This window comes from Phyllobacterium brassicacearum, from assembly GCF_003010955.1.
Classification (GTDB): domain Bacteria; phylum Pseudomonadota; class Alphaproteobacteria; order Rhizobiales; family Rhizobiaceae; genus Phyllobacterium; species Phyllobacterium brassicacearum.
In genome coordinates, this window is the sequence record NZ_PGGO01000017.1 from 94,033 (window position 1) to 119,326 (window position 25,294).

The following is a 25,294-nucleotide window of genomic DNA, read 5'->3' on the forward strand; positions in this document are numbered from 1 at the left end:
GACCCTCGCCCCACCCCTCGCAGAACGCTCACATCGCCTGATCAATCAGTGGTTTGATGAAGTAGGAAGCCACACTGCGATCGCCGGTCTTGATAAAGGTTTCGAACGGCATACCAGGAACGATCTTGATGGGGCCGAGGCTTGCGACTTCTTCCGCCGCAATGCCAATGCGCACCGTGTAAGCGCCGCTGGCAACCACCGGCGTCTCCGATTTGAGACATCGCGTAACCTGTCAGGCCACGCCACCTTCCAGAAGCTTTTGACGGCCGGCTTCGACAGCTTCGTCCTCAGAATCGTAAGGGCCAACGCGTGGTCCTTCGGTGCCGTCCGTGGTGATGACATAATACCAACGCCCATCGTCATTCTTCTGCGTAGCCTTGACGGATGCTTTCGTTTCCTCAGCCATGATCTGCTCCTGTTTTAAGGTACTCATTTAATCTATGCTTTGAATTGTATCGACGGTGTGACAATTGCTGTGCGGGTTGGGCCGGCGAGCGTTCCAAATTGTTTCAATGCACTTCCTCGCGGAGCTTCCTCCCCTTATATCCGGGTGGTATCCCTGTGACTTCGTGAACCAACGCGAGAGTTTCGAGCCAGGCTGCAATGTGTGCCGGGATTGGAAGTCCCCCTTCGGCCCATGCACGTACGAGGTAACGGTCGCAGTCGAGGATGTCCGCGAGGGTTTCTTGGGACCAGAACAGGTAGGCGAGGCATTCGGTAAAACGGATGTGATTCATCTGATGTCCACGGATTAGGACACCAGCTTAGCAGTTCCGTGTAGCAGTTTTTGAACAGCCGGCTGTTGCGTGCCATCGGCGATTTTGCCCAGCAACCGGCGCGTTCCCGAGATCGATGCGTATCGAGCAGTCCGACGACAACGAGCTAGCCCGCGAACGCCATCAGCGAGATGACAACGACGAGAGCCACAGTAAAGAGGAACACGGTCAAATCGGCGTGGTTTGCGTGTGTCCAATATTTGTCCCGAGCGGCAGGTCGATCATCGATCTCCGCCTGATAGGCCAGCAAAACTGCGGCAATGATTGCCAAGAGCAGGGTAAAGTCATGCATCTGTTTTCCTCACCCGATTGCGGAGCAATACGGCTCCGCCTGTCCTTGAATGCTAAATAGGTCGGGGATGCATTTGGTTCCAATCGTTATCTAGGACACCGACCACCATCACTGCTTACGCCCTGTCACTACGTTCATGGCGATCCTGCTCAAAACGGTTCCGTCGGCTGCAGCCTCCGTGACCCTCGTCTCAAACTCCGTTCGAATCTGGTCGAGCCGTTTCGCGGGAAGTTGGGCGAGCTTATGGCATGCCGGATGGGCAATGGATTTGGGCCATACTGCAAGCGCATCGTGGAGGTGCATTTCATGTTCCTGCAAGAGTTCTTCCTTGATCTCAAGGGCCTCAAAGCCGGCTGCTGCCAGCAGCCTGCCGCATTTTTCAGGAGTGTTAGCGGTGGTGGCATATGGCAAGGCGATGCCGTGGCTTAACGCAACATCCGCAATTACGCTGTTGATGCCGAATGGGTCTCCTGGCGTGTCGAAGGCGACGATGCCTCCAGGCTTCAGCCATCTGTTCCAGCTTTTGAGGGCCTTCAATGGATTGGAAAGCAGCACAAAGGCTGAGGAGCACAACACCCTGTCAAACGTGGCGTCTTCGAGTTCGATGTGTTCAGCGTCACCCTGGATGAACTGGATATTGGTCAGGCTTTCCATACCCGCCTTGAAATGGGCCTGGGTGAGCATTTCGGCAGAAAGATCAATGGCAACGACCGAGCCTCCGTCGCCAATAAGTTTGCTTGCATGCAGCGCAATACGCCCGGTTCCGGTTCCAATATCGAGCACTGAGAGACCCGGTTCAAGTCGTGCATGCCGGATGACCATTGAAGCAAGCCTTGGATGAATCGCATCCTGATCGTAGGTTTCGCTGCGGCGATCGAAATAATCAGCAGTGAGGCCCTTGTAGTCGGGATGGTCTTCAGTGTCATCGCGCATGCGGGAGTCCCCGTGTTGTCAGTGACGCCGGCATCGGAACAGTATAGCCGATTATTCTGCAGCGTATGAGCCCACCTGATTTCGAGCACGGAGAGTCTGACAATCTTGCGTCACCTTTGCTTAGGCAAGTAGGTTTGAGTTGGACTAACAAAACTCCAAAAATCCTCAACCGTTCCGACTCTAGACCAAAAGAGTTAGAATTCGTTAATCAAAGTATAGAGCAGCCCTGTTGTTAAATTGAGGTCTGCGCCTGCCCGCTGGGGGCCGTCGAAGATAGGTGGAAAGTAGCGAATTCCGGATTTCACAAAACTGTCATGTTTGGGAAACGAAAAATTCAAGGATAGTGGAACATATCGATCCGTTACATGCCCCTGCTTCCTGGAGTCCTCCATGAGTTTCCGCCCAGCCGAAAAGTTGGTACTGCGCCGTTTTGGCGACGACCAACTTGTGACACTCGCCAAACTCGCGATCGAAACCGCGTTTCAGCCCGTGGTCGAAGCTGCCATCGGTAGCACATTCGGCTACGAATCATTGATGCGCGGGTTTGACAGGCTTGGCTTCGAATCACCGCTGGAACTTCTGGACAAGGCTTACGACGTTGGCCAGCTCGCAGAGCTCGAGCAAATGGTGAACAGCCGGGCATTTGCGGCTTTCTCCGGATTGCCGGGTTATGCTCAGCGAATGCTCTTCATCAATGTCGATGCCAGATTGATAAACATCGGCAGCGGCATTGTCGAAAAGCTGACCAACCATCTGACAAAGGCCAATATACGGCCGTCATCGATCTGTTTCGAATTGTCCGAGCGATTTGACAACGCACAGGATCCAGCCTTTGCTGACCTCGTCAGGACGTTGCGTCATTCGGGTTTCAAGCTGGCGATCGACGATTTCGGTGTAGGCTTTAACGGCCTGAAGCTGCTTTGCGATTATCCGACAGACTATGTCAAAATCGACCGCCACTTCGTTTCCGGCCTTGATAGTACCTCGCGCAAACGGCACATCGTCAAGCAGATCGTCCAGGCCGCTCACATGCTCGGCGCACGAGTGATAGCGGAAGGTGTCGAGACGGAAGCGGAATTTGTGATTTGCCGCGATCTTGGTTGCGATCTGGTTCAAGGCTATTTCATCGCCCGTCCGACCACCAATGTCGGCGAATTGCAGGAATCATATCCGCACCTTGAACAGGCGGGTTCTGCACGCCGGCAAACGGCGACACTGGACAGTATTCTCATTCGTGCGCAGGTGCAGCCGCTGCCGGCGGTCCGGGAGAATGAGGACCTCGACAAGGTGTTCGAGTTGTTCCGCCAGAATCCGCAACAGAGCTTTTTCCCGATCGTCAGCGCCAACGGCGAACCGCGCGGGGTCCTGCACGAGTACCACGTCAAGGGTATGATCTATCATCCATTCGGTCGTGACCTGCTCAAGAACCGTATCTATCAGCGCGGTATAGCGCATTTTGTGACGGACGCCCCGATTGCCGATCTCGACACGCCGGCTGAACAGATGCTGAAGATCTTTGCAGGAATGGATGGCAGCGATTGCGTGATCCTGACGGAAAATCTGCGTTATGCCGGCGTCCTTTCCGCGTCTTCGCTTCTTAAGATCATCAATGAAAAGCAACTCAAGACCGCCCAGGACCAGAATCCGCTCACCGGCCTGCCGGGGAACCGGTCCATTCGCGATTATGTTCAGGAGGCCATGCGCGACGGCTCTTCCAAACGCTTCTTCTGTTATTGCGATTTCGACAACTTCAAACCGTTCAACGATCATTACGGCTTTCAGAAGGGCGATCTCGCCATCGCGCTTTTCGCTTCCCTGCTGCGGCACCATTTTGTCGGCGAGGACAAATTCCTCGGTCATGTGGGCGGTGATGACTTTTTTATTGGCCTATCTGGCGGCACATCGGCGGAACTGGAACGGGTTCTGTCCAATCTTCTCCAGGATTTTGTCGACCATGTTCGGGAGCTGTATTCGCCGGAGGACCGCGCGGCCGGCGCCATTCGCGCTCACGATCGAACTGGCGGCGAGTGCCAGTTTCCATTGATGCGCTGCAGTATTGCCGTGCTGGAAATCGGCGAAGATGATGTTTACTCAGACGTCCATCGTGTCAGCGCCTCGATTGCCACCATCAAGGCTGCGGCCAAGGCCAGTCCGACAGGGCTGGTGTTCAATACGCTGATGGAGACGGCATAACCGGAACATGCTGTGAGAATATTGCATCGCAACATTTTATTGCAATGCAGCAAAAATCGCGTACTCTATGACCGATAGGGGGGAGCAACTGCTCACAGAGGGTGCCGACAATGCTCCAAGTCGTAATACTTATCTGCTCAACGAGCCTATCGCCTGCCGACTGTCAGACCAACACGGCGCTGGACGTCATCGTTGGGCCACAGGCAAGCAATGCGATGATGTGTGGCCTGCAAGGTCAGGCCTATGTGGCAAAGACAGCCATCGTGGGACGTTCTCCGAATGAGTACGTCAAGATCAGATGCTCGCCGCCCAAAGCGGCGAAGGCTGCTCAGCGACAATTGCTCTGACTCCGCTGACCACTGCGGTATCATCAGTCAGCGGAGTTGCCGGTCAAAATCTCGCGCTTGCCGACATGATTGGCAGGACCGACTAGACCTTCCTTCTCCATGCGCTCTACCAGTGAGGCGGCGCGGTTATAGCCAATCTGCAGGCGGCGCTGGATGTATGACGTTGAACATTTTTTGTCGCGGAGAATGACTTTGACGGCCTGATCATAGAGCTCGTTGCCATCCTCGGCCGCCATGCCGCTTTTGTCGAAAACTGCGCCGTCGTCGGATTCGGGTTCTTCCTCTTCGCTCTCGTCGGCGGTAACGGTATCGAGATAGTCCGGCTGGCCCTGGGCTTTGAGATGAGCGACAACCTTCTCGACCTCTTCGTCGGACACGAAGGGTCCGTGGACGCGGGAGATACGCCCGCCGCCTATCATGTGCAGCATGTCGCCCTGGCCGAGGAGCTGTTCAGCTCCCTGTTCGCCGAGAATGGTACGGCTATCGATCTTGGAGGTGACCTGGAATGAGATGCGCGTAGGGAAATTTGCCTTGATGGTGCCGGTGATGACATCGACCGAGGGACGCTGCGTCGCCATGATCAGGTGAATGCCGGCGGCGCGGGCCATCTGGGCAAGGCGCTGGATAGCACCTTCGATCTCCTTACCGGCAACCATCATCAGGTCGGCCATCTCGTCGACGATGATGACAATATAGGGCATCGGCGTTAGGTCCATGGCTTCCTGCTCGTACTGAGCCTCGCCGGTTCCTTTGTCAAAACCGGTCTGCACGGTGCACAGGACCGTCTCGCCCTTTTCCTGCGCACTGCTGACGCGGGCGTTGAAGCCGTCAATGTTGCGGACGCCCAGCTTGGACATCTTGCGGTAACGATCCTCCATCTCGCGCACCGCCCATTTCAAGGCCATGACCGCCTTTTTCGGATCGGTGACGACTGGGGTCAGCAGATGCGGGATGCCATCATAGATGGACAGTTCCAGCATCTTCGGATCGACCATGATCAGCCGGCATTCATCCGGCGTCAGCCGGTAGAGCAGCGACAGGATCATCGTGTTGATGGCGACCGACTTGCCGGAACCGGTGGTGCCGGCGACGAGCAGATGCGGCATCTTGGCGAGCTCGGCGATGACCGGTTCGCCGCCGATGGTCTTGCCGAGGCAGAGCGCCAGTTTGAACTTGGTTTTGTCGAAATTGTCCGACGCAACCATCTCGCGCAGGTAGACGGTTTCGCGCGTGGTATTGGGCAGCTCGATACCAATCACGTTGCGCCCAGGAACCACGGCCACACGTGCCGACAGCGCCGACATGGAGCGGGCGATGTCATCGGCAAGACCAATCACGCGCGAAGATTTGACGCCGGGTGCCGGTTCAAACTCATAAAGCGTCACGACAGGGCCGGGGCGGACATGGATAATCTCGCCGCGAATGCCGAAATCCTCCAGCACACTTTCGAGAAGACCGGCATTTTGTTCCAGCGTTTCCTGGGAAATCGTGACGGTATCCTGCGTCACCGCCTCCTGCAGCAGTGTTACGGCAGGTTTTTCATACCCGCCGTGGCTGGACCATGCATCTATCGGGTTCGCGATGGCGAACTGCCTTGGCGGAAGCGGCGGCTGTGCCGGAGCGATGTCGCGGCGCCGGGCGACCGCGGGTCGGGGTGTATCCACGGGGCCAGGATCGGCATGAGCAGGCGGTCCTGCGTCAATGGTATCGATTGTCTCCGGTTCCGTCCTTGGCAACGCCGCCGTCATCTCGGGCTCAACCGGCATTGGGTCGAGAGGTGGCGCGGACAGCTGCGGCTTGGGTGCTTCTTCGGTAACTGGATGCTTTTTGCATTCCACGACACGGAAGCGCGCAGTGATCTCATCCGGGTTGAATTGAGCATTCGGCTTTGATTTCGGTGGTATCGCGACCGCTATCGGCGCCATGTCGCCGGCGAAATCGATCGATTCGAAGAAGGCGTGATCCGAAACAAAAGTGAAAGGCGATGTAGCCCTTACCGGGACCTTCCGCCGTACCATGGCCGAACCGGTCTGGGTCGCGACAGGTGTCTTAGGAGGCACCGGGGCCGACGGTGCTTTCGGCAGCGTTATGGGCGGGCGCGGTACAGCAACAGGAACCGGTTTCTGTGGGGTAATGGATGCTTGGCCGTGCGCATTATCCATTGGTTCCAGCTTGCCCTTCAGAAGCTCACTGTCGGGCGTCCGTGTGAAGCGGACATTTTCAGATAGCGAGAACATGCGTTTCGAGATCGGTGCGGAAGAAGGATCGACGTTCATCTGCTCTGGTCGATTCGGGCGGGCCGCCAGTGGCGCTGGCCTGTTCTGGACAGGTGGAATGGCAGGACGTCTGACGACGACCGGCTCATATTGAGGGTTGGAGTAGCCAGCCGGGGCGGAGCGACTCGGCAGCGACGGGGCTGCAGACCCGGCGAGCGGATCCGACTCGCGAATCGGCTGTTCGCCGAAATCGTCTTCGAATCCGTATTCATCTGATTTAATTGGAAAATTTGTTCTGGGGATACGCATGATGCCTGCAAGCGGAATGATGTGAAGTTACCCATTGGGCTTGCTATTTGAATAGAAAGCCAAGGTTAACAACTCGCTACTTTTGCAGATGTCAGCGATCGATTTCGGTTTGACGCCGGCCAGTGTGGCACTTGCGCGACAGCTATTTCCAGACTTCGATTTTTGCGATCGTATTTTTCGGGGTCATCGTCAGCTTGTATTGCTCGTACCTGGTTCGGTCGTCGCAGGTCACGCGCACCACTGTCTGGCCCTGGGCCGACAGAACTTTATCGATTTCAGCCTCACTTACTTTGTCGCACCAGAATCCGGCATTGCGTATTGCCCGGGCCGCCTGCCGCTCCAGGATGCGCATCTGTGCTGTTTGCGCTGCCGCAAATTCTGCCATGGCGACCAGCATCAGAAAGGCGGCGATAACACGTTTCATGCTTAACCTCGATCCATCGGTTCCATGAGAGAAAAACAGGTCTCCAGCTTGCTGACAATGCTGCAGAGTGTCGGGTAACGCAATGATAACCGTAACAACTTTGACGAGACGACATTTTTCATCCAACTATTGCTCAGGCTGGTAAAAGAAAGTGTGGAGCAAGTGCGCTCCGTTACCATCGCCGTGGCAGAGAACCGGCCCAGGAGGCGGCACAGATGTATCGTGATTTCAGCCCAATACGATTGTTCAGGGTTTGCGCGGTCGCCCTATGGGTTGGTGCCATGTTGGCCTCTCACGCCAGTGCCCAATCCGCCGCTCCGGCCGCTACCGCACCGCCACCGGAAAAGGTTGAGCAATTGTTGAAATTGCTGGATGACCCGGACGTCAAGGCATGGATTGCAACGAAGAGCGCTCCACCACCGGCGGAGGAACCGGTGGGTGCCTCAGCGAGCGACTTTATGCTCTGGTCAAACGCCATTCGCGCGCATTTGCGCGGTATCGGACAAGCAGTGCCGGCGGTTCCCGGCGAGTTTTCGGCGGCAAGCTCAACCATCATGACCGAAATCAACGGCCGTGGTCCGGGAGCCATATTGGTTCTGTTCGCTGCATTTGCAGCGCTAGGTCTAGGGGCCGAACTTGTCTTCCGGCGTCTTGTCAAACGCGCTGGCCAACGGCACGTCGCGCCTGCTACCGTCGATGAGGGTTCCCCCGCCCGCCACCACATCATCGGCCGGTCGATTTTCGCCGCGATGGCCCCCTTGGTGGTCTTCGCTGTCGTTAGCATCGGCGCATTTCACGCGTTCACCTGGCCCCCATTGCTTGCCGCGCTGGTGCTGCCCTTGCTCGTTGCGCTGATTGCTTGGCGGGTCATCATGCGGATAACAGCCATTCTGCTCGGGATCGACCGCAGGCGGGACAGCGAGAGCGGATCTGCCATTGTCCGTCTCATCCCGATGGACGATGTGAAGGCCGCCTTCTGGTACCGGCGGGTTGCGGTGTTCTCGGGCATCTTCTTTACCGGATGGGCGGCAGCCGGATTGATGACCGTGCTGAATTTCACGCCCAACGTCAAGAGCCTGATCATCTACATCCTCGGCCTTGGCCTGTTGGCGGTTGCACTCGAAACGCTATGGCGTCAGCCTGAAGCTCCGGTTGCCTCTCGCGCATTTCGCGTCAAGGAGTGGCTGCTCACATTCTATCTGTGCCTGCTCTGGTTGTTGTGGGTTGCTGGCCTCAGCCTGGCCTTGTGGGTCGGAATCTATGTGCTGGTTCTGCCGCCGATTTTGAGGACGACCAGCACAGCCGTGAAGTCATTCTTTGCCGGACCCGACGACACAGAAAAGCCCAAGGCTCCCGTCCTTGAGGTGCTCATTGAGCGGGGAGCAAGGGTGGTCATCATTGCTCTCGCCGTTGCCTGGCTCGCCGTGGTCATTCGCTTCCGCGCCAGCGGATTGATGGAGGACGAGGCCGTCGCTCGCCTGTTCCGTGGAATATTGGGAGGTGTTGTAATACTGCTCGCCGCTGACCTGATCTGGCATATGGTCAAGGGCCTCATTAACCGCCGCATCGAACGTGCCCGCTCCGAAGGGGGCGATCCAGCCGAGTTGGCCCGTAGCGGACGATTGTTGACCTTGCTGCCGATTCTGCGCAACTTCCTTGCAGTGCTGATTGCGGCCATCGCAGTCATGATGGTTCTGTCCGGACTCGGTGTCGCGATCGGTCCCTTGATCGCAGGCGCGGGCATTTTCGGCGTCGCAATCGGCTTCGGCTCGCAAGCTCTGGTCAGGGACATCATCAGTGGCATCTTCTACATGACCGATGACGCCTTCCGTGTGGGTGAATATATTCAGAGCGGCAGCTACAAAGGTACTGTCGAATCCTTCAGCATCCGTTCTGTCAAATTGCGTCACCATCGCGGCCCGATCTTCACCGTTCCGTTTGGTACGCTGGGTGCCGTGCAGAACATGAGCCGGGATTGGGTCATCGACAAGTTCTTCATCTCGGTCAACTACGACGCTGACATCGCCAAGGTCAAAAAGCTGGTGAAGGGGGTCGGCGCTGCATTGCTCGAAGACGAGGAATTCGGCCCGCAGATCCTCGAGACGGTAAAGATGAAGGGCGTGGAGGACTTCGGCGATTATGGTATCAAGCTGAGCTTCGCCATGATGACCAAACCCGGCCATCAGTCCACCATCCGCCGCCGGGCATATGCCATGATCCGCGAGGCCTTCACTGCCAACGGCATCGGGTTTGCGTCGCCAACAGTCCAGGTTGCTGGTAACGAAGAACAATCTGCGGGTGCTGCGGCAGCCGCTGTCAGAGATACCATGGCTCGCAAGAAGGCTGCTGCTGTGCAGCCCGGGGAGGGTTAAACCTGTCGCGGGTCGTTTATTTCGCGACCGACCCGAATGTTATCAAACCGACAGCTATGATGGCGAACAGGATTCCGAACGACTGAATCATAGGGAGCCTTTCACCAAAGAAGGTGAGGGCAATCAGATTTACTGCAATGAGTTGAATGACGGCCGAAAGGCTGAAAGCGGACGCCATTCCAAACTCGCGCACCAGTCGCAACATGATCAGGTTGCCGGCGGAGTACAAGGCAATCGTCAGGATCAATTTTGCGGCGCTGGGCCCAAGCGCCCAGGACTTGGCGCAAGTCGCTGCGGCCAAGAAAATCACCGTTGAGGCAGCCAATTGTAAGAAGCCGGTTATCGTCACTTCCATCTCCGTAAAGAAATCTCTCGCTGCTATAAATGAGAAAAGGCCCGGCTGCGACAAGCAATTGATCAACCCAACCTGAATCCAACCAAAGCCGATTAATCAGTATTGCTATATTGTCGACAATCTGTTTTTCTGTCTCTGCATACAGGATGTCAGACGCAATGAGCAAGACCGATTTTGATCCGATCATAGATACGACCCGCCGCGCCGAGATTGTTGCGTTGCTGAAGCGGGCCGTCCTCACGGGCAAGCTGGAACCCGGACAAAAGCTGAATGAGCTGCGCATTTCCGAACAGATGCGTGTCAGCCGCGCACCGCTCCGCGAAGCGATGCGGGAGTTGGTGCAGGAGGGTATCCTGACGAGCATCCCTTATGCGGGTACCTTCGTCATTGAAGTGACTGCCAAGGATATCGAAGACGCCTATTCACTCAATCAGGTGCTCGATGAATTTGCCATCGAGCGGACCTGGCCAAACAGGACGAAGCAGTTTGTTGCTGAGCTCGACCGGCGCCACGATGCGGTGAAGCGGGCGACGCTCAACGTTGATACGACAGGGCAGATCGAAGCGGCACTGCAACTGCACAGTCTGATCCACGAATGGGCAGATCATTCGTTGCTGCTCGACACATGGCTGCGCCTGACCAGCAGGCTCCAAATGTATTTTGCGCTGCATCAGCGCGCGCGCAATGAGCCTGTGCCCGCGATCGATGTCCACGAGGAGTATGTCCGGCTCCTTAAAGGAAACGACATGAAGGCGGCGCAGCGGCATGCGCGTGAACACATTGCTCTCGATTTCGAGGAACTCGTTGCGTTCGCAAAAAATCTTGAACAGCGGGGCGCCGGTGACAAGTCGGGAGCGAAACGCAAACGCATCGACACTTGATCACGGACTATTTGGGTTTCGTTTCTGTCTTCAGTCATAGGATCGTACACCGTGCATATCGAGACCATTAAAGCCTACCGTGTCATGCAGCCATTTGTTGAAGGCCGTTACAACATGTCGAAGGGCCGTGGTGCCGATGGCTTCGATGCGGTCATCGTGTCAGTCACCTCGAACACAGGGCTTACAGGGTGGGGCGAGATGGCGCCGCTCGGTAATTTCTACTCCGCTGCCTTCGCCGCAGGGGCCCAGGCCGGCGTCGCTGAAATAGCACCGCATCTCCTCGGACAGGATCCGCGCGCACTTGCGCGGCTCAACAGGCTGATGGACACGGTGTTCAAGGGCCACCCTTACATCAAATCCGCATTCGACATGGCGTGCTCCGATCTGACCGCCCGCGCAGCCGGCGTGCCTCTCGTAACGATGTTTGGCGGTCGGGAGAGCGACATGGCCGATCTGTACAGGGTGGTCACCCATGGTTCGGTCGAGGCGATGATCGCCCACGCGAAGCGAATAGTGTCCGAAGGCTTTCACCGCCTGCAGGTGAAGGTGGGGGGCGAGGTTCGTGACGATGTTGAAAGAGTCACAGCTGTCGCCAGCTCCGTTCCTAAGAGTACAGTCATTTTCTGCGATGCCAATGCGGGGTGGTCAGCCTATCAGGCCCGTCAGTTCGTCGATGCGACACGGGACATCGACTACACGATGGAACAGCCCTGCGTCTCCGTCGACGACTGTCTTTCGGTTCGCCGCTCCCTCGACAAGCCCATGGTCTTGGACGAGTCCGTAACCTCACTGGAAGAAATGCTCGAGATCCATAGCAAGGGCGCCGCTGATGGCCTGACCCTGAAAATCTCGCGCCTCGGCGGGGTGACAAAGACCCGCCAGATCCGCGATCTTGCCGTTGATCTTGGTTTCATGGTGACAGTCGAGGATACGGGCGGCGCAGAAATCGATACCGCCGCCATGGCGCACCTTTCGCTTTCGACGCCTGAGGAACGGCGGTTGCACGCGATTGCTTTCCACGAGTGGGTGACGATCCGCACAGCCCGGAATGCGCCGCCGGTGATCGGCAGCCGCATGGGCATTCCTGATGGTCCGGGCCTCGGCATCGACGTTGATCCCGGACTGCTCGGCAAACCATTTCTCGACTTGAGCCGCTAATATGAAAATTCGACGGATTACCGCGACCCCAATAAATCTGAACCTCGAAGCACCCTATGTCTGGGTGTTTGGCGAACTGGACGGTTTTTCGCCGACGATCGTCGAAGTCGAGACGGATGACGGATTGGTTGGTCTTGGCGAAGCGCCAAGTGCAGCGGCTGCAGCCATTATTGCAGAAGTACTCGCGCCGAGGCTCATCGGCCGGGACGCATTTGATATCGCAGGCGCTGAATCCGTCTGCCTGCCATTCTGGACCGGTGTGCAAAGTATCAATGACCGCAATCGCATCATGGCATTCGGTGCGATCGAGATGGCACTGTGGGATCTCCGCGGCAAGGCGTGGAACCAACCACTTTACCAGTTGCTCGGTGGCGCAGTGCGCAAGGAGATACCTTTCACCGATTATTTCTCGTTGCGTGGCAACGGGAACAACAAGGTCGGTGAGAAGACGCCCGAAGAAGTCGCAGATTATTGTGTCGAGTTGCACGAGACCTGTGGGACCACTTTCTTCGAAGGAAAGTTCTCCACGGAAGACCCACGAATCTCGCTCAGAATGCTTGAGCTCATCCGGAAGAAACTCGGCGACAATGTAATGCTGCGGATCGATTCCAACCAGGCTTATTCGCTTGCAACCGCACGGCAACTTGTGCGAGCGTTAGAAGAACTCAACGTTCGCAACTGGGAAGATCCCGTTGGGACAATCGAGGAAATGCGTGAATTGCGACGCCATTGTTCGATCCCTTTCTCTACGCACAATATGGACATTGCACGAGCCATCGACTTGCGGGTGCCTGATGCCATCGTCGGCAATCCGGCGGTTCATGGCGGCATCGGACGGCTGGTTCGTTTCATCGGGGCATGTGAGCATGCCGCGATTGATTTCTGGTGCTATAGTGGCGACTCCGGCGTTGGAAGCGCCGCCTACCTTCATCTGTGCGCGGCATTGAGCTGGATCAGGGAGCCGAACCAGTCGCTCTTTCGCATGCAAGCGACCGATGTGATCGAAGGAGGGCCGTTTTCACCGAGGAACAATGTCGTTTCAGTGCCAGAAGGTCCCGGTCTCGGCGTTGCACTGGCGCGGGACAAATTGGCCAATTGCCATCGTGATTACGTGGAGCGCGGGCCGAAGAACAAATACCATGATCCGGCAAGACCAGGGACGTACAGGCGTCTGCCGTTGAACTGATTGAGAGTATTCGCTGACAGCCCGGCACCAAGACCGGGCAACAGCAAACGGAGGAAATGGCAATCTATCGTTTGTCGGTCACGGACGATCCGACAGCCTGGCGATGAGGGGCGCTGGTGAATATTTCGTCCGGCAAAAAACCAGAACACAGGGGAAAGAACAGAAGCCATGAAAAACTACAAGATTCTCGACATTCTCCGGCGCGGCCGGACTGATCTTGAAAACCATCTGATCGACGGTCTCGTGGACGGCAGGGTCAGCCGCCGCGAATTCATCCGGCATGGCAGCCTGCTCGGTCTGTCGCTGCCTTTCCTCGGAAGTGCCGGATTTGCTGCCGGTTTCGGCGGCATGCCGAGCCTTGCCCGCGCACAGGGCACTCCTGGCGCGACCATCCGCGTGGCAAGCAGTGTTCCTACCGCCGCCATTGAACCGGTAAGCGTTGCCGATGCCGGTGGTCTACTTATGTTGCAACAGGTCGGTGAATTTCTCTGCCTCGATGGCCCAGATCTCGTCTTGAAGCCCATGCTTGCCGAAAGCTGGAAGCCGAACGACAAGGGAGACGTCTGGACCTTTACCCTGCGCAAGGGTGTGAAATTCCACAGCGGCGCCGAAATGAAGGCCGACGATGTGGTGGCCAGCATCGACCGGCTGGCAGATCCGGCCAATTCGTCCAATGCCTTGTCTGTGTTTACCGGTTATCTGCAGAAGGGCGCAACAAAGAAGGTCGACGATTATACGGTGGAATTTCACCTCGATGCGCCAAACGGCAACTTTCCTTATATGGTGTCGTCCGACAACTACAACGCGATCATCATCCCGGCGGATTACAAGGGCGATTTTGAAAAGAACTTCAATGCGACCGGCCCGTTCAAGCTGGAAAAATACACGCCGAAAGTTGGTGCGTCATTCGTCAGAAATGATGATTACTGGGGCGAAAAAGCACTCCCGGACCGGACGGAGTTCACGTTCTTCGGTGACATTCAGCCGATGATCCTGGCGCTTCAGGGCCGGCAGGTTGATGTTATCAACCAGCTTCCGGTTCTGGCCGGCGTGGGACTGCTCAACGACCCCAATGTCGAGATCATCAGTCTCAAATCGGTCGCGCACCATCAGGTGCATATGCGCACCGACATGGATCCCTTCAAGGATCCGCGTGTGCGCCGTGCGATAGCCCTGAGCATCGACCGCAACAAACTGCAGAAGGGATTGATGCGCGGCCGCGCTTCACTTGGCAATGACAGTCCTTTTGCCCCCGCCTATCCGTCGACGGACACGAGCGTCGCGCAGCGCCAGCAGGACTTGACGCAGGCCAAACAGCTGATGGAGGCTGCGGGCGCCGGAAAGGGGTTCAAAGTCACGCTGACGACAGAACGCTATCTGGAAATTCCCGAATACGCCGTGCTGATCCAGAACGCCGTGAAGGAAATCGGCATCGATCTCGAACTCACCATTCTCGATCAGGGAGCCTATTACGGCGACGCCGTTTTCGGTAAATCGAACTGGCTCGACTCCGTGATGGGTATCACCGATTATGGCCATCGCGGCGTTCCCAATGTCTATCTGTCAGCTCCGTTGAAGAGCGAAGGCACGTGGAATTCGGCGCACTTCAAGAACAGGGATTATGACCAGCTGGCCTCGAGCTATATTGCGGCGCTTGACCTCGAAGCCCAGAAGCAGACCGCAGGCAAGATCCAGCGGCTGCTCCTCGAAGAAACGCCAATCATCTTCGGTTATTTCTTCGACTATCTGACTGCAACCGCGAAGGGCGTTACCGGCGTACAGCCCACAGCCATGTCGCAGAACTATCTCGACCGCGCGTCGAAAGCCTGACGGGGAGGGAACGGACATCCTGCAACAGCCCGCTCCATGTTTTGGAGCTGGCTAACAAAGGAGCATAGGCCATTCTTTCCTTCCTGCTGAAGCGCATTGTTCTGTCGCTCGTAACGCTAATTTTGCTTAGCATCATGGTCTTCCTGGGGGGGCAGGTGCTGCCCGGCAATGTTGGCCGCGCAATCCTGGGGCCGCTCGCCGACCAGCGCGCAGTCGATGCGCTCAATCATTCGCTCGGCCTGGATCGCCCGCTGCTCGTACAATACTGGGATTGGATCACGAATTTCATCCAGGGCGATATGGGCATGTCCTACATCTTCCGGGCTCCGGTAGCGCCGTTTGTCATCGACGCTCTGGGGAATTCGATGAAGCTTGCACTTGTTGCTTTTGTTCTGGTTGTGCCGCTGGGAATCCTCGGCGGCATTGTTGCCGCGCTCAACGTCAACCGTCCGATTGACCGTATCATCAGCCTGGGCGGGCTGTCGGCAACGGTACTGCCGGAGTTCGTTACCGGCATCATCTTCATCCTGATCTTCGGGGTCTGGCTCGACTGGCTCCCGATTGCTGCCGCATGGCCTGCCAATGCCGGTTTCTTCACGCAAGTCTACTATCTGATCCTGCCTGCGATGCCGTTGTTCCTGGTGCTGTTTGGTTACATCGCCCGTATGGCTCGCTCCGGCATGATCGACGCGCTGGATTCTGATTATACAAGAACAGCCGTGCTCAAAGGTCTCCCCTGGCGCACCGTGATCTGGCGGCATGTGTTGCGCAATGCGCTGCTCCCGACGATCACTGTTATTGCCACGCAAACCGGCTACCTGATTGGCGGGCTCGTCGTGGTCGAGACGCTGTTCCGTTATCAGGGGATTGGCTCGCTGATTTTCACGGCAGCCCGCGGCAAGGATTTCCCGATCCTCGAGGCCGGAATTCTGACGATCGGCATCGTCTATTCGGTCGCGACACTGGTTGCCGACATCCTCTACTCGGTCCTCAATCCACGTATTCGACTGGGGACGGAACAATGAGTACGACCGAACTGCAACAATCCGAACTTCCGAGCGCTGCTGCCAGCGCCCGCAGTCCCGTGAGAGAGGTCCTGCACTCGCTCAGCCGTTCGGGCTCCTTCCTGACCGGATTCACCATTGTGTTGTTCTGGGTCGTCTGCGCCTTGTTTGGGGAATATTTCACCCCCTACGACCCGCTCGCAGACGATATCATTAATGCACTCATGCCGCCCTCGGCGGCAAACTGGTTCGGCACTGATCAGCTCGGTCGTGACGTATTCTCGCGCGTCATCGTCGGTTCGCGCGATATCCTCACAGTTGCGCCGCTGGCGACGCTTCTTGCCACTGTGGCCGGTACGACGCTTGGCCTCTTCACCGGCTATTTTCGCGGTCTTGTCGACGATATCATCAGCCGTATCCTGGAAGCATTCATGGCCATTCCCGTTGTTATTGTCGCGCTCCTTGCGATCGTCGCGCTTGGTACATCGAAGTCCACCGTGATTATCGTCATTGGTTTGAGCTTCTCGCCGATCATTGCGCGTACGGTGCGTGCTGCGGTGCTTTCCGAGCGCGAACTTGACTATGTTGCGGCCGCACAGCTGCGGCGGGAAAGTGCACTCCACACGATGTTTGTGGAGATACTGCCGAACGTCATTCCACCGATCCTCGTCGAAACGACTGTCCGGCTTGGCTATGCCATCTTCGCGGTGGCGACATTGAGTTTCATGGGCTTCGGCATCCAGCCCCCTTCGCCCGATTGGGGCCTGAGCATTGCGAGTAATTACGGAATGATCGGCGGTGGCTTCTGGTGGACGGTCCTGTTCGATGCGCTCGCCATTGCATCGCTCGTCATCGGCGTCAATCTGGTGGCTGATGGTGTTCAGGGAGCTCTCAATGACTGACACGTCCGCCAATGCTCTCGAACTGCACAATCTGTCGGTCGCCTACCGCGTCGGCGGGCGCAATCGCGCTGTCCTGCGCGATCTCAGTCTGACCATTCATCCCGGCGAAGCCTATGGCCTTGTCGGCGAGTCCGGTTGCGGCAAATCGACGGTGGCCCTTTCGGTTGTGCGGTACCTTCCCCGGAACGGCTTCATCACAGCGGGAGGAATTTCGCTGGCTGGGCAGAACGTCATGAAGCTCGACAACGAAGCTTTGCGACGGATGCGCGCCGAAAACGTCTCGATGGTCTATCAGGATCCCGGAAAGGCGCTGAATCCCTCGATCCGCATCGGGCGGCAGTTGACGGAGATTTTTGAACTTCGCGGTATATCCGGGCAGAGGGCGATAGATCAGACAACCGCCATGTTGAACCGGGTGCGCATCTCTGATCCCGTACGGGTGATGCAGCGGTATCCGCACCAGCTTTCCGGCGGCATGCAGCAGCGGGTGGGGATCGCAATGGCCTTGGCCAACGATCCCACCATGCTGATCCTGGACGAACCGACCACGGGGCTCGACGCAACGGTCGAGGCGGAAGTCCTCGATCTTATCGCGAAGCTCCGCCAGGAACTGTCGGCTTCCATCCTTTTCATCAGCCACAACCTTGCCGTTGTCTCGCGCATGTGCGACCGCGTGGGTGTGCTTTATGCCGGCATGCTGGTGGAGGAGGGGCGGACGGAGGATGTGTTCAACAATCCACGGCATCCCTACACGGTAGCGCTGTTGCGTTGCCTGCCGCGCGGTGGCCAGCGCAAGGATCAGATCAGGCTGGACACCATACCCGGATTTCTCCCGGCACCCGGAGCAAGGATCAGCGGTTGCGCTTTCGCCGATCGTTGTGCGCTTGCTGATAGTCGATGCCATAGCGAACTGCCACCGCTCCATGATCTCGGCGGGCGGCTTTCCCGGTGCCACTACCACGAGAAAGCACAGTCGCTACCGCGGACAACGCCGGGCAGCATTACGACGTCCGCCGTGGCAACATCGCCAGAACCTGTCCTGCGGATTGCGGGCCTCAACAAGACCTACTCAAGCCATGGGCATGCCTTGCGTGCGGTGAACGATGTTTCGCTTGATCTCATGCCAGGTCAAACGCTTGGGCTCGTCGGTGAATCCGGCAGCGGCAAGACGACCCTGGCCCGCTTGCTCCTCGGTCTTGTTTCCGCCGACGCAGGTGGTGAAATACGTCTCGAGGGCAAGCCACTCGCATCAAAGCTCGAGAGCCGGACTGCCGAGCAGGTGAAAGCCATGCAGATCGTCTTCCAGAATCCGGACTCCGCTCTCAACCGTTCGCATTCGATCCGGCACATCATGGGCCGTGCGCTTCGAACGCTGGCGGGCCTCAAGGGTTCTGCGCAACAGAAGCGGCTTATCGACCTTGTTCGCTCGGTGCGCCTGACTGAGCGGCACCTGAGCGTAAAGCCGCGCCAGCTTTCCGGTGGTTTGAAACAGCGTGTCGCGATTGCCCGGGCCTTTGCCGGCGATCCGCGGATCGTCGTCTGCGACGAGCCTACATCGGCGCTCGACGTTTCCGTGCAGGCGGCAATTCTCAACCTTCTTGCGGACCTGCAGACCAAGGAGCGCGTGAGCTATATCTTCATCTCGCATGATCTTGCAGTAGTCCGATACCTGGCCGACCAGATCGCTGTGCTTTATCTCGGCCGGATCATGGAGCTCGGACCTTCCGAACGCGTGTTTTCGGGGCCGCACCATCCTTACACCGAGGCTTTGCTTTCGGCCGTCCCCAAGCTGGACGAGACCGAAAATGTCCGCGTGCGGCTAGACGGGGAGATTCCGAGCGCAATCAACCCGCCGACAGGATGCGTCTTCCATACGCGCTGCCCCCGCAAGATCGGTGCTGTCTGCGAGGAACAGGAGCCCCCGCTTATCGATGCCGAACACGGTCACAAGATCCGCTGCCATATTCCGTTCGAGGAACTGGCAAGACTGCAGAACAAGACCGATCACATAAAGGAAATCACCGCATGACCGATCTGAGGGTGCTGACATTCGGCGAAATAGAAACACTGGCTGCAAAGGCATTGACTGCATCGGATGTCAGTACGGAAAATGCATCGTCGGTTGCAAGGTCGATCGCCGCGGCCGAGCGAGACGGACAGGCGATCGTCGGGCTTTCGTACCTGCCGGTCTATTGCGACCATGCTGCCTGCGGCAAGGTCGATGGCCACGCGCGGCCACGGCTTGAGCAGCTTTCGCCGGTGGCCCTCCGTGTGGACGCGGGAACCGGCTTTGCGCACCCGGCGATTGCATTGGGACTGCCGGCGCTTGTGGAAGCCGCGCGGCAGAACGGTATCGCAGCGCTCGCGGTCGGCAATTCCTATGCATGCGGGTCGCTCGGTTACTTCGTTGAGGAACTTGCGGAGCAGGGGATAATTGCGCTGATGGTCGCCAATGCGTCGCCGTCAATCGCGCCGTTTGGTGGCAAGACACCGTTCTTCGGTACCAATCCATTGGCGTTTGGTGTTCCGCGAGAGGGGTGCGAGCCGCTGGTCATCGACCAGTCGTCAAGCGTTGTTGCCAGGGTTGCGGTCATAGATGCCTATAATCGAGGAGTGCCGCTCCCCAATGGCTGGGCGATCGACGCGAATGGCGTTCCGACCAATGACGCAGCTGCAGCGATGGAGGGCAGCCTGCTGCCGATAGGTGGCTACAAAGGCTTCGGGCTTGCCTTGATGGTCGATATTCTCGCTGCCGGGCTGGCCCGCTCGCACTGGTCCTTCGAGGCTTCCTCCTTTGGCGACTGTGAAGGCGGACCGCCACGAACCGGTCAGATGATTGTTGCACTTGATCCGAAGCTGTTCGGTGGTGGAGATTTCCCGGCACGACTGGAAGTGATGCTCGGCGCAGCGCTGGAAACGCCATCAGTGCGTCTTCCCGGCGATCGCCGACTTGAAGCACGCAGGAAACATCGCGACGGAATTGCGGTGTCTGCGGCAGCCGTGGAAACCGTCGAGCAATATGCCCGTGAGGGATCCCCGGAACGTCGAAGATGATTAGACTCCGCGGCCTGATCGAGCTGTCACCTTCGCAATCCGGCATCCTCATAGCGAAGACAGTGATATGTTATAAAATAATGACAAAGTGGCATAAGAGTTGTTATGGAACTTGTCTCAGGCCATTGATACAGAATGCCGGTTGGTTCTCGACATTACCCATGTCGGAAGAATCCGCTGTCGTTTTTTCGTGTATTGATTAAATTCGGGAGTGAAATGATATCCGGCGTCTGGGATGAACGCGATGAATATCAAGACCCAAATTATCACAACAGCCGCGCAAGCCGTCGCGTTGATTGGGTTGATCGGCGTGATTGCAGTCTATTCCCAGATGACCTGGACCCGGTCTGCTGCGCTCACAGAGGCAACAAATGTAGCGCAGCAACTGGCCGGAACGATTACCTTCAAGGCCTCTGATGATCCGCATTCTTTGTTTGAACGGCCCAATGCCCTTCGTGAATTCCTAACATCTCAGCACGTGCGCTCGCATAGGGATTTTGTTGTCGTCGACCGTCAGAAAGTAGTTCTGGCTGATATTGCCGGCGAAGAACATAACATTGGTGGCCAATTCACGCACGATCTTGGTAACGAAATCGCCAGTACGATGGAGGACGGTCGTCCGCGAGATTTCACCGAAGTCAGTCCAGAGGAGCCACAAGGTGTCGAGTTTGTTGTCGTGCCAGTCGAGGAAGCGGAGGGTAAGATTATCGGGGCCGTCCTGCTTGAAACCACGCCCATCTTGCTGGAAGCGCAACAACGCACCAACGGCCTGGTGTGGCTGATTGGTCTATGTACCGCTGCAGCGGCGCTGACTGCTGGAATATTTGCTTTCTTCCTTACACGGGGATTCAACACCGGGCTAACCGGGCTCACGCAAGGCATCCAGTCCCTGGCGCAGGGCGATGTGGGAGCCCGGATCGGTAATATATCCGAAAACGAGTTTGGACGACTGGCGCAGGGGCTTAATGCGATGGCTGGCGAACTTGAAACATCCCGTGCGCAGTTACTCGATCAGAAATCCTATATCGAGGATATCGTCCAGACAGTAGCAGAGGGTATTGCTGTCATCGACAACGAAGGGCGCGTCGCCAGCGTTAATCCTGCGGCATCGGAAATCTTCGGACGAAGACACGACAAGATCGAAGGACAGGAGTGGCAATCGGTCATAGATATGCAAAGCGTCGCTGGAGACAAGCTCGCACCGGGAAACTCGCCTATTGAACTGGCCCTGGTTACCAGTCGTCCGTATCAACGGGAAGTAAGCGTCTTGAGACCAGATGGCTCACGACGGTTGGTCGTCGCGAGCTGCAGCCCGCTCAATCGACCCGACGGAGGTGTAGTGCTCAGCCTCAACGACGTCAGTGAATTGCGACGGGCCGAGCGAACGGTCAACCAGCGTGCAGAGGAGCTTGCAATTCTGAACCTCGAGCTGCGGCAGAACTCCGAGGCAACTGGCCGCCTGGTCAAGCTCGGGGAACTCCTGCAGGCGTGCGTTACCTTTCGTGAGGCCTTTGACGTTGTCGGATCTGCCATGCCCGACTTCTTCAAGGATCTCAGCGGTACGGTCCACCTGACCAGTGCGTCGCGAAATCTTGTCGAAGAAATGGCGCACTGGGGCGATGTACGTTCAAGTGCTGCCCAGTTTGGACCGGAGGACTGCTGGGCCCTGAGACGGGGTCAGGAGCATATCTCAGGTCCGGGTTTGCTGTCGCCTCGCTGCAGCCATATCAACGACGGCGGAACCGGAGGATATGTCTGCGTGCCTCTGGCTGCGCAAGGTGAGACGCTTGGTATCCTGCACTTGTGCGAACCGCAGGCGGCGGCAAAGCCGCAATGGCTATCTGACTGGCACCAGATATTGCGTGGCGTAGCGGACACATTGGCGCTTGCGCTGGCGAATCTGCGCCTGCGCGAAACATTGCGGCAGCAGTCGATCCGCGATCCGAACACCGGGCTTTTCAATCGGCGCTACATTGAGGAGACAGGCAATCGCGAATTGCGGCGCATGCAACGCGCCGAACAGCCTTTCGCGATGATTATGCTTGATGTCGATCATTTCAAGCAATTCAACGATACCTTTGGCCATGAAGCGGGGGATCTCGTTCTTAAACACGTGGCCAGTGTCTTGTTGGACCACGCCCGTGAGACTGATGTCGCATCCCGATATGGCGGCGAGGAATTTGCTCTCATTTTGCCCGGAGTTTCGTTGGCGAGTGGTGCAGAGCGCGCCGAATCGCTACGTCAAGCGATCAGGCAGATCCATCTTGTACATCGCGGACATACGTTGGGTACAGTTACCGCATCCTTCGGTGTGGCTGCATATCCCGACAACGGCGTCCAATGGGCCGACATAGTGAATACCGCGGACCGTGCCCTTTATCAGGCCAAGAACGAGGGCAGAGACCGGGTAGTGGCCGGACAGAGCAATCCCGCTCAAGCGACTGCAGTCTGAATATGGCTGCACGATTTTTGAACATGGTGGGGGAAGCCAGAGATGTTTGGCATCGACACCAACCGTTCGGGTGATATGATACGGTGTGACCGGCCGTTCGGCCTCTTTCTGCAGACATATGAATTGGCGGGGCAATCGTGACCGAGACATTCGTAATTGCGCAGGGCGGCGGGCCGACCGCAGTCATCAATCAGACATTGGCGGGCGCCGTACTCGAAGCACGCAAGCGCCACCCAGGGGCCCGTGTGCTTGGCGCACGGCATGGCGTGCGGGGTATTCGGGACGGGGATTTTGTCGATCTGTCAACCTTGTCGGAACAGGAATTGCGCCTGCTCGCAGCCACCCCAAGCGCTGCATTGGGGAGTACACGCGACAAGCCCGATATGGCTTACTGCGAAACAATCCTTAAGGGCCTCCGCGAAACGGGAGCGACGGCGTTCATTTACATCGGCGGAAATGATACGGCCGGGACCCAGCAAATACTCGCCGATGCAGCCGGCAGCGATATCGCCTTTGTGCACGCGCCCAAGACGATCGACAATGACCTCGTCGAGAATGATCACACGCCAGGGTTCATATCGGCCGCTGAATTCATTGCCGGCGCATTTGTCAGCGTCGATCTCGATTTTCGCGCCTTGCCGGGCATCTATGTAGGCATCGTCATGGGCCGCCATGCGGGATTTCTTACTGCGGCTGCTGCCGCGTGGCAGCAGGATGAAGACAGCGGCCCTCACCTTCTCTACGTCCCGGAACGTGCGTTTTCGCCAGTGCGGTTTGTCGATGACGTACGCGCGGCTGTGAGCAAACATGGTCGGTGCATCGTGGCGATGTCGGAAGGTGTTACGACCGAAGACGGACGATCGGTTGTCGAAAGTATCGTCCCGCCCGATCGGCTTGAACGGGAGGCGCATGGGAACGTGCGGCTTTCCGGCGGCGATTTGGGAATGGCTGTCGAACAGGCGATCCGGGATGGCCTGCCCGGCGTGCGTGCGCGGGTCGATACATTTGGCTACCTGCCCCGCGGAAATGTCAGCACCATCAGTTCGACCGACGCGCGCGAAGCTTTTGAGGCGGGGGCTTTTGCGGTCGAAGCTGCAGCGCGCGGCGGCGGCTCAGTGGCACTTCAGGTTGAAAACGGGATCACCATTCCGCGATTGGTTCCACTTGCCAATGTTGCCGGTAAGACGCGCCATTTGCCGGATGACTTCCTTTTGCCCGCGGGCAACCAGATTGCTTCGCCGTGCCGGGCTTATCTGGAACGGTTGCTTCCCAAACGCTTCGAACTCGCAAAACCCTTCGTCTGATTACTGCATGGAACGAAACGGCTACTCGAAAAGTTTGCAATCAGCATAATATGTTGATATCAACGTTATTGCACACTTGCGTGTGTCCGCCAAAGTTGCGGCACATCCAAAACGAAACGCAAGTCATTGCAACATGGAAAAGCAGAGGACGCGGCCATGCACACCACTGACTCACTTACACCTGCGGCAGAACTGGCGAAGCGGAACGGGGTGCGGTTCCCCAATGAAAGCCAGGAGTACCGGCAAGCTCGCAATGCATTGTTGGCCCAGGAGATCGAATTGAGACGCCAGATCGAGCGCGTCGCCGAGCAGCGCCGGGCGCTCCCACCGGGTGGCGAAGTGACCAGGGACTACCGGTTCGAAGGCAAAGACGGGCCCGTGAATTTCGCTGGGCTGTTCGGCGATAAACAAACGCTCGCTGTTTACAGCTACATGTTTGGACCCGAGCGCGAACGGCCTTGCCCGATGTGCACTTCACTGTTGAGCGCCTGGGACGGCGAAGCCCGCGATGTCGAACAGCGCATTGCCCTGGCAGTGATTGCACGCTCGCCGATCGAGCGGCTCATCGCCTTCAAGAACGAGCGCGGCTGGCGCAATCTGAAGCTCTATTCCGATCCAAGTGGCGAGTTCAGCCGCGACTATCATGCATGGCCGCCGGAAGGCGGCGATGATGCGGGATTCAATGTTTTCACACGGCGCGACGGCACAATCCGCCATTTCTGGAGCGGCGAGATGGGGTCGGCAACATCCGATCCCGGACAGGATCCACGCGGCGCACCTGATCTCATGCCGCTATGGACAATTCTTGACGCGACACCGGAAGGTCGAGGAACGAGCTGGTATCCGAAGTTGGAGTATGGGAAGCTTTAGATCGTACAGATTCTTGATCGCGTCAGGAACCTGACCTCGCGGCCATTGTCGAGCGAGAACATGCCGCCGCGACCGGGCACGACATCTATGATCAACTCGGTGTGTTTCCAGACATCGTATTGCGAAGCGCTGATGTAGACAGGTGCGCCGCCGATTTCGCCAAGGCAGACATCCTGATCGCCGATGATGAAATCGCCCTGCGCATAGCACATAGGCGATGATCCGTCACAGCAACCGCCGGACTGGTGGAAAAGGATCGGCCCGTACTCCGACTGTAATGTGGCGATCAGCTCAAGCGCCGCTGGTGTAGCACTGACTTTGTCTTCCATCCTTGTTTCCCTCCCGGAAATGTCGTCGGCGGCACTATGAAAGCGCTACCGACGGTTCAGTTCTGGCAAGGAGCCTTCAGAAGAAACCCAGCTTCTTCGGGCTATAG

Annotated in this window: 23 protein-coding genes; 14 read left to right on the forward strand and 9 right to left on the reverse strand. The window is 57.4% G+C overall.

The genetic code is table 11. The features are described 5' to 3' along the window. Positions 1-28: 28 nt before the first annotated feature. The 5 genes from CU102_RS29940 to CU102_RS20520 all read right to left on the reverse strand — a co-directional run bounded on the left by CU102_RS29940 (position 29) and on the right by CU102_RS20520 (position 2,001). Complete coding sequence (locus tag CU102_RS29940) at positions 29-199, reverse strand: hypothetical protein (RefSeq protein WP_166648525.1); 171 nt, start codon at positions 197-199, stop codon at positions 29-31. Positions 200-232: 33 nt separating this feature from the next. After that, positions 233-406 carry a hypothetical protein gene (locus tag CU102_RS29945; RefSeq protein ID WP_166648526.1) on the reverse strand — a complete coding sequence of 58 codons (174 nt, stop codon included), beginning with the start codon at positions 404-406 and terminating at the stop codon, positions 233-235. Between the two features lie 103 nt (positions 407-509). Continuing rightward, a complete protein-coding gene (locus tag CU102_RS20510; protein WP_106712956.1) occupies positions 510-737 on the reverse strand; it encodes a hypothetical protein in 228 nt (75 codons plus the stop codon). Between the two features lie 145 nt (positions 738-882). Continuing rightward, a complete protein-coding gene (locus CU102_RS20515; RefSeq protein ID WP_106712957.1) occupies positions 883-1,068 on the reverse strand; it encodes a hypothetical protein in 186 nt (61 codons plus the stop codon). Positions 1,069-1,176: 108 nt separating this feature from the next. Further along, positions 1,177-2,001 carry a class I SAM-dependent methyltransferase gene (locus CU102_RS20520; RefSeq protein WP_106712958.1) on the reverse strand — a complete coding sequence of 275 codons (825 nt, stop codon included), beginning with the start codon at positions 1,999-2,001 and terminating at the stop codon, positions 1,177-1,179. 390 nt (positions 2,002-2,391) lie between these two features. Between CU102_RS20520 and CU102_RS20525 the strand changes: the two genes are divergently transcribed. Beyond that, positions 2,392-4,194: a bifunctional diguanylate cyclase/phosphodiesterase gene (locus CU102_RS20525; protein WP_106712959.1), complete on the forward strand. Its 1,803-nt coding sequence runs from the start codon at positions 2,392-2,394 to the stop codon at positions 4,192-4,194. A 110-nt stretch (positions 4,195-4,304) separates the two neighbouring features. Beyond that, positions 4,305-4,541, forward strand: coding sequence for a hypothetical protein (locus tag CU102_RS20530; RefSeq protein ID WP_245425441.1), 237 nt, complete (start codon positions 4,305-4,307; stop codon positions 4,539-4,541). Between the two features lie 23 nt (positions 4,542-4,564). Here CU102_RS20530 and CU102_RS20535 read toward each other — a convergent pair whose 3' ends face one another. Both CU102_RS20535 and CU102_RS30490 read right to left on the reverse strand, forming a co-directional pair. After that, positions 4,565-7,066, reverse strand: coding sequence for a DNA translocase FtsK (locus CU102_RS20535; RefSeq protein WP_245425443.1), 2,502 nt, complete (start codon positions 7,064-7,066; stop codon positions 4,565-4,567). 142 nt (positions 7,067-7,208) lie between these two features. Beyond that, entirely contained in the window at positions 7,209-7,616 is a 408-nt protein-coding gene (locus CU102_RS30490; RefSeq protein WP_245425445.1) for a hypothetical protein, read from the reverse strand. Between the two features lie 155 nt (positions 7,617-7,771). Here CU102_RS30490 and CU102_RS20545 point away from each other — a divergent pair, with 155 nt between their 5' ends. Further along, the gene (locus tag CU102_RS20545; protein ID WP_170115307.1) at positions 7,772-9,862 is read left to right on the forward strand and encodes a mechanosensitive ion channel family protein; all 2,091 of its coding nucleotides are present in this window, start codon (positions 7,772-7,774) and stop codon (positions 9,860-9,862) included. Positions 9,863-9,878: 16 nt separating this feature from the next. Here the strand turns inward: CU102_RS20545 and CU102_RS20550 are convergent, their stop codons facing one another. Continuing rightward, on the reverse strand, positions 9,879-10,217 hold the full coding sequence (locus CU102_RS20550; protein WP_425351580.1) for a hypothetical protein: 339 nt from the start codon (positions 10,215-10,217) through the stop codon (positions 9,879-9,881). Positions 10,218-10,375: 158 nt separating this feature from the next. Between CU102_RS20550 and CU102_RS20555 the strand changes: the two genes are divergently transcribed. The 11 genes from CU102_RS20555 (at position 10,376) to CU102_RS20605 (ending at position 24,858) form a co-directional block, all read left to right on the forward strand. Beyond that, positions 10,376-11,098: a GntR family transcriptional regulator gene (locus CU102_RS20555; protein WP_106712962.1), complete on the forward strand. Its 723-nt coding sequence runs from the start codon at positions 10,376-10,378 to the stop codon at positions 11,096-11,098. Between the two features lie 51 nt (positions 11,099-11,149). Beyond that, positions 11,150-12,256 carry a mandelate racemase/muconate lactonizing enzyme family protein gene (locus CU102_RS20560; RefSeq protein WP_106712963.1) on the forward strand — a complete coding sequence of 369 codons (1,107 nt, stop codon included), beginning with the start codon at positions 11,150-11,152 and terminating at the stop codon, positions 12,254-12,256. Position 12,257: 1 nt separating this feature from the next. After that, a complete protein-coding gene (locus CU102_RS20565; RefSeq protein ID WP_106712964.1) occupies positions 12,258-13,442 on the forward strand; it encodes a mandelate racemase/muconate lactonizing enzyme family protein in 1,185 nt (394 codons plus the stop codon). A 168-nt stretch (positions 13,443-13,610) separates the two neighbouring features. Next, entirely contained in the window at positions 13,611-15,272 is a 1,662-nt protein-coding gene (locus CU102_RS20570) for an ABC transporter substrate-binding protein (protein WP_106712965.1), read from the forward strand. Between the two features lie 83 nt (positions 15,273-15,355). Next, positions 15,356-16,297, forward strand: coding sequence for an ABC transporter permease (locus CU102_RS20575; protein WP_425351581.1), 942 nt, complete (start codon positions 15,356-15,358; stop codon positions 16,295-16,297). Next, complete coding sequence (locus CU102_RS20580) at positions 16,294-17,178, forward strand: ABC transporter permease (RefSeq protein WP_106712967.1); 885 nt, start codon at positions 16,294-16,296, stop codon at positions 17,176-17,178. Before CU102_RS20575 ends, CU102_RS20580 begins: the two co-directional genes overlap by 4 nt. Beyond that, on the forward strand, positions 17,171-19,207 hold the full coding sequence (locus CU102_RS20585; protein ID WP_106712987.1) for a dipeptide ABC transporter ATP-binding protein: 2,037 nt from the start codon (positions 17,171-17,173) through the stop codon (positions 19,205-19,207). The genes CU102_RS20580 and CU102_RS20585 overlap by 8 nt, the downstream gene beginning before the upstream one ends. Beyond that, positions 19,204-20,232, forward strand: a complete 1,029-nt coding sequence (locus CU102_RS20590) for an Ldh family oxidoreductase (protein WP_106712968.1) — start codon at positions 19,204-19,206, stop codon at positions 20,230-20,232. The genes CU102_RS20585 and CU102_RS20590 overlap by 4 nt, the downstream gene beginning before the upstream one ends. 244 nt (positions 20,233-20,476) lie before the next feature. Continuing rightward, the gene (locus CU102_RS20595) at positions 20,477-22,684 is read left to right on the forward strand and encodes a diguanylate cyclase (RefSeq protein ID WP_166648611.1); all 2,208 of its coding nucleotides are present in this window, start codon (positions 20,477-20,479) and stop codon (positions 22,682-22,684) included. Between the two features lie 137 nt (positions 22,685-22,821). Continuing rightward, positions 22,822-23,988, forward strand: coding sequence for a diphosphate--fructose-6-phosphate 1-phosphotransferase (locus CU102_RS20600; protein WP_106712970.1), 1,167 nt, complete (start codon positions 22,822-22,824; stop codon positions 23,986-23,988). 156 nt (positions 23,989-24,144) lie between these two features. Continuing rightward, a complete protein-coding gene (locus CU102_RS20605) occupies positions 24,145-24,858 on the forward strand; it encodes a DUF899 family protein (RefSeq protein WP_106712971.1) in 714 nt (237 codons plus the stop codon). On the opposite strand, the gene CU102_RS20610 is transcribed toward CU102_RS20605, so the two are convergent. Next, the gene (locus tag CU102_RS20610; RefSeq protein WP_106712972.1) at positions 24,855-25,187 is read right to left on the reverse strand and encodes a DUF779 domain-containing protein; all 333 of its coding nucleotides are present in this window, start codon (positions 25,185-25,187) and stop codon (positions 24,855-24,857) included. The two genes, CU102_RS20605 and CU102_RS20610, sit on opposite strands and share 4 nt — an antisense overlap. Positions 25,188-25,294 lie beyond the last annotated feature (107 nt).

Bases quoted from the DNA above. Each gene is read 5' to 3' on its own strand.
- CU102_RS29945 (WP_166648526.1), bottom strand. From the start codon at position 406: ATGGCTGAGGAAACGAAAGCATCCGTCAAGGCTACGCAGAAGAATGAC.
- CU102_RS20510 (WP_106712956.1), bottom strand. From the start codon at position 737: ATGAATCACATCCGTTTTACCGAATGCCTCGCCTACCTGTTCTGGTCC.
- CU102_RS20515 (WP_106712957.1), bottom strand. From the start codon at position 1,068: ATGCATGACTTTACCCTGCTCTTGGCAATCATTGCCGCAGTTTTGCTG.
- CU102_RS20520 (WP_106712958.1), bottom strand. From the start codon at position 2,001: ATGCGCGATGACACTGAAGACCATCCCGACTACAAGGGCCTCACTGCT.
- CU102_RS20525 (WP_106712959.1), top strand. From the start codon at position 2,392: ATGAGTTTCCGCCCAGCCGAAAAGTTGGTACTGCGCCGTTTTGGCGAC.
- CU102_RS20530 (WP_245425441.1), top strand. From the start codon at position 4,305: ATGCTCCAAGTCGTAATACTTATCTGCTCAACGAGCCTATCGCCTGCC.
- CU102_RS20535 (WP_245425443.1), bottom strand. From the start codon at position 7,066: ATGCGTATCCCCAGAACAAATTTTCCAATTAAATCAGATGAATACGGA.
- CU102_RS20545 (WP_170115307.1), top strand. From the start codon at position 7,772: ATGTTGGCCTCTCACGCCAGTGCCCAATCCGCCGCTCCGGCCGCTACC.
- CU102_RS20550 (WP_425351580.1), bottom strand. From the start codon at position 10,217: ATGGAAGTGACGATAACCGGCTTCTTACAATTGGCTGCCTCAACGGTG.
- CU102_RS20555 (WP_106712962.1), top strand. From the start codon at position 10,376: ATGAGCAAGACCGATTTTGATCCGATCATAGATACGACCCGCCGCGCC.
- CU102_RS20565 (WP_106712964.1), top strand. From the start codon at position 12,258: ATGAAAATTCGACGGATTACCGCGACCCCAATAAATCTGAACCTCGAA.
- CU102_RS20570 (WP_106712965.1), top strand. From the start codon at position 13,611: ATGAAAAACTACAAGATTCTCGACATTCTCCGGCGCGGCCGGACTGAT.
- CU102_RS20580 (WP_106712967.1), top strand. From the start codon at position 16,294: ATGAGTACGACCGAACTGCAACAATCCGAACTTCCGAGCGCTGCTGCC.
- CU102_RS20585 (WP_106712987.1), top strand. From the start codon at position 17,171: ATGACTGACACGTCCGCCAATGCTCTCGAACTGCACAATCTGTCGGTC.
- CU102_RS20590 (WP_106712968.1), top strand. From the start codon at position 19,204: ATGACCGATCTGAGGGTGCTGACATTCGGCGAAATAGAAACACTGGCT.
- CU102_RS20595 (WP_166648611.1), top strand. From the start codon at position 20,477: ATGAATATCAAGACCCAAATTATCACAACAGCCGCGCAAGCCGTCGCG.
- CU102_RS20605 (WP_106712971.1), top strand. From the start codon at position 24,145: ATGCACACCACTGACTCACTTACACCTGCGGCAGAACTGGCGAAGCGG.
- CU102_RS20610 (WP_106712972.1), bottom strand. From the start codon at position 25,187: ATGGAAGACAAAGTCAGTGCTACACCAGCGGCGCTTGAGCTGATCGCC.